This window comes from Micromonospora sp. M51 (genome assembly GCF_018070305.1).
Lineage (GTDB): Bacteria > Actinomycetota > Actinomycetes > Mycobacteriales > Micromonosporaceae > Micromonospora > Micromonospora parva.
In genome coordinates, this window is sequence record NZ_JAGPXZ010000642.1 from 1 (window position 1) to 3,603 (window position 3,603).

Sequence of the window (3,603 nt, forward strand, 5' to 3'; positions counted from 1 at the left end):
GTGGGCACCCGGATGGTCGCGGTCGGAGGCTCGGCCGGCAGCGCGTGGTCGCGGAGCGCGGTGGCGACCTGCCGGGCGGTCGGCCGTTCGGCTGGGTTCCGGGCGAGACTGCGCAGACAGATCTGGGCCACTGTCGGGGGCAGGTCCGGCAGGTCGGCCAGCGTCGGCGCAGGACCGCTGGCCAGGGCGGAACTGAGCTGCTCCCAGGTGTCCGCCGGGTACGGAACCCGGCCCGTGAGCGCCTCGTGCAGCAGTACGCCCAGCGAGTAGACGTCGGTGGCCGGCTGGGCCGGCGCGCCGTCGAGGCGTTCCGGGGCGACGTACGCGGGGGTGCCGAAGGTCTCGCCGTCCTCATCCTCGTCGGGTGCGCCGATCCGGGTGGCGATGCCGAAGTCGAGCACCTTGGCGCCCGTCCCGGTCATCATCACGTTGGCCGGGGTGATGTCCCGGTGCACGATGCCGAGGCGGTGCGCGGCGGCCAGCGCGTCCGCGACCTGCGCGCCCACCTGGACCGCCTCGGTCCACGGCAACGGCCCCTCGGTGAGCCGGAGCTTCAACTCCTCGCCGCTGAGCAGCTCCATCACCACGAACGAGGTGATCGAGCCGTCCGGGTCGACAGTCTCGCCGTAGTCGTGCACGGAGGTCAGGTGCGGGTGCACCAACTGGGCGGCGGCCCGCGCCTCGTCGCGCACCATGCCCCGGAACCGCGCGTCGGCGGCGAGTGACGGGGCGAGCACCTTGAGCGCCACCACCCGGTCCAGCACCTCGTCCCGGGCACGCCAGATGACCGACATGCCGCCGGCGCCGATCTGGTCCAGAAGTCGGTATCTGCGAGCCAGCAATCGGCCCGGATGCAGTGCTGCCTTCACAGATCGCACCTGCCTCAGGGGTGGGAGCGGTATCAGGTTGCGCGAATGTGTCCGGCCTGTCAACGCCGTCGCCGCCGGCCGTCGGCGGACGGTCCCTGCCGTGCGGTGACCGTCGGCTGACCACGCCCCACCGGGCCGGCGGCGGGCCCGTGCCAGGATGGGAGACATGGCGGGGGGACCGGTGGCGTTCGTGCTCGGCGGCGGGGGAGTGCTCGGCGCGGTCGAGGTCGGCATGTTGCGCGCGCTGTTCCGCGCCGGCATCCAACCCGACATGGTGCTCGGCACCTCGATCGGCGCGGTGAACGGTGCGCTGGTCGCCGCCGACCCGTCGGAGGCGGTGACCGACCGGCTGGTCCGGCTGTGGGCCTCGCCGGAGGCGAGCGAGGTGTACGGCGACTCGGTCGCCCGGCAACTGCGCCGCTTCGCCGCCCGGACCCACCTGCACTCACCCCGGCCGCTGCGCCGCCTGCTCGAAACCGAGCTGGGGGTGGACACCACCTTCGCCGACCTGCGGGTGCCGTTCCGCTGCTGCGCCGCCCACATCGAGCGGGCCGCCGAGCACTGGTTCGACAGCGGTCCGGTGGTCCCGGCGGTGATGGCGTCGGCGTCGGTGCCGGGGCTGCTTCCGCCGATGCAGATCGACGGCGCGCACTACGTGGACGGCGGGATCGTCAACTCCATCCCGATCGGCGAGGCGGTGGCCGTCGGCGCCCGCCGGATCTACGTCCTCCAGGTGGGCCGGATCGAACGGGAGCTGACCCCGCCCCGCCGGCCGTGGGAGATCGCGCAGGTCGCGTTCGAGATCTCCCGCCGGCACCGGTTCTTCCGGGAGATGGCGGCGCTGCCCGAGGGGGTGGAGGTGCACGTCCTGCCGACCGGCGGGCTGAACCCACGCGACGACACGCCGTGGGCGTACCGGGACATGGCGGCGGTGGGACGGCGGATCAGCCGCGCGTACACCGCCTCCCGGCGCTACCTCGCCACCCACGCGGAGCGGTGATGCCGCTGCCTCCCCGGTGGCTGCGTCGGCTGTTGCTGGCCCCCGCCGTCGTGCTGCTCGCCTTTTTCGTGGTCACCACGCTGCCGGTCTGGGCGCTGCTCGCCGCGGCCGCGTCCCCGCTGGTCCCGGGCCGGTTGCGCCCGCTGCGGCTGCTCTGGATCGGCTGCTTCTACCTGGTCTGGGACGCTGCGGCGCTCCTCGCGCTCTTCGTGCTCTGGGCCGTCTCCGGCTTCGGCTGGCGCACCAGGTCGCCGGCCTTCCAGCGCGCCCACTACGTGCTGGCCGGCTGGTTCCTGCGGGTGCTGTTCTGGCAGGCACGTTGGACACTGCGGTTGAGCATCGACGTGGTGGGCACGGACCCGGACACCGCGCTGCCCGGCCGACCCGAGCTGGTGCTCTGTCGGCACGCCGGGCCGGGTGACTCGTTCATCCTGATCCACGGGCTGGTCAACTGGTTCCACCGGGAGCCACGCATCGTCCTCAAGGACAGCCTCCAGTGGGATCCGGCGGTCGACGTGCTGCTCAACCGGCTGCCCAACCGGTTCATCGCGCCGACCCCGGAGCGCGGCGAGGATACGGTCCGTCAGGTCGGGCACCTGGCCAGCGGCCTGGACGACAACGACGCGTTCGTGATCTTCCCCGAGGGCGGCAACTTCACCCCCAAGCGGCGGTTGCGCGCCATCGCCCGACTGCGCTCACTCGGCCTGGAACGGATGGCGCTGCGCGCCGAGCGGATGCGCCACGTGCTCGCCCCGCAGCCCGGCGGGATGCTCGCCGCGCTGGACGCCGCACCGGACGCCGGGGTCATCTTCGTCGCCCACACCGGACTGGACCGGATGCTCACCGTCGCCGACGTGTGGCGGGAACTGCCGATGGACAAGCGGATCGTGATGCGGTTCTGGTCGGTGCCGCCGGAGGAGGTTCCGACCGGGCGGCAGCAGCGCATCGACTGGCTCTTCGACTGGTGGGCGCAGATCGACTCCTGGATCGCCGCAAACCGGTGAGCGCGAGGAGTGCAGCGAAGCGGAGCCCCGCAGTCGCGAGGTAAAGCGGGCTCCGGTGAGCGCGAGGAGTGCAGCGAAGCGGAGCCCCGCAGTCGCGAGGTAAAGCCGGCTCCGGTGAGCGCGGCGATGCGCAGCGTAGCGGTCGTGAGCGATTGACGGGCTCAGCGGCGTATGGCCGCGTAGGGTGCGGGCGTGGACGAGATCTGCGTGGTGACAACTGTGGTTGACGCGCGTTCGGTCGCCGACGTGCTGGCGGCCGCCGCCGTCGCCGGCAGGCTCGCCGCCTGCGCCCAGGTGGGTGGTCAGGTGGACAGCACCTACTGGTGGCGGTCCGGAATGGAGACGAGCACCGAATGGTCGGTGCAGTTCAAGACCGCACCGGACCGGCTCGCCGCGTTGCTGGACCAGATCCGGGTCAGTCACCCGTACGAGGTGCCGGAGATCCTGGTGTCCAGGGTGGAGAGCGGCAACCCCGACTACGCCACCTGGGTGTACGAGCACACCCGTTCCTGAGTACGCGCACTCTGGGGCGTACCCGGTGGGCTGTCGATGATGACCGGGTGGACGACACCCGTTACCCCTGCCCCGCCTGCGGTGCGCCGGCCGATCTGAGTGCCGGTTGCTCCGGCTGCCGGCGCGCGCCCGACCCGATCGCCGCCGAGGTGGTCCGGCTGAGCCGGGAGGTCGCCGAGCTGGAGCCGCAGGTGGAGCGGGCCCGCCGCGCGTACAC

General features: G+C 72.6%; 4 protein-coding genes. 3 read left to right on the plus strand and 1 reads right to left on the minus strand.

What is annotated here, in order from left to right:
* A partial coding sequence (locus KBX53_RS26160; protein WP_309140855.1) for a serine/threonine-protein kinase occupies positions 1-794 on the minus strand: 794 nt, incomplete at its 3' end.
* Positions 795-1,035: 241 nt separating this feature from the next.
* On the opposite strand from KBX53_RS26160, the gene KBX53_RS26165 reads away from it, so the two are divergent.
* From KBX53_RS26165 to cutA, 3 genes are all read left to right on the plus strand, one after another.
* Entirely contained in the window at positions 1,036-1,869 is an 834-nt protein-coding gene (locus KBX53_RS26165; protein ID WP_210862176.1) for a patatin-like phospholipase family protein, read from the plus strand.
* Positions 1,869-2,873, plus strand: a complete 1,005-nt coding sequence (locus tag KBX53_RS26170) for a 1-acyl-sn-glycerol-3-phosphate acyltransferase (protein WP_030336733.1) — start codon at positions 1,869-1,871, stop codon at positions 2,871-2,873. Before KBX53_RS26165 ends, KBX53_RS26170 begins: the two co-directional genes overlap by 1 nt.
* A 192-nt stretch (positions 2,874-3,065) precedes the next feature.
* Positions 3,066-3,386: a divalent-cation tolerance protein CutA gene (gene cutA / locus KBX53_RS26175; protein WP_030336735.1), complete on the plus strand. Its 321-nt coding sequence runs from the start codon at positions 3,066-3,068 to the stop codon at positions 3,384-3,386.
* Positions 3,387-3,603 lie beyond the last annotated feature (217 nt).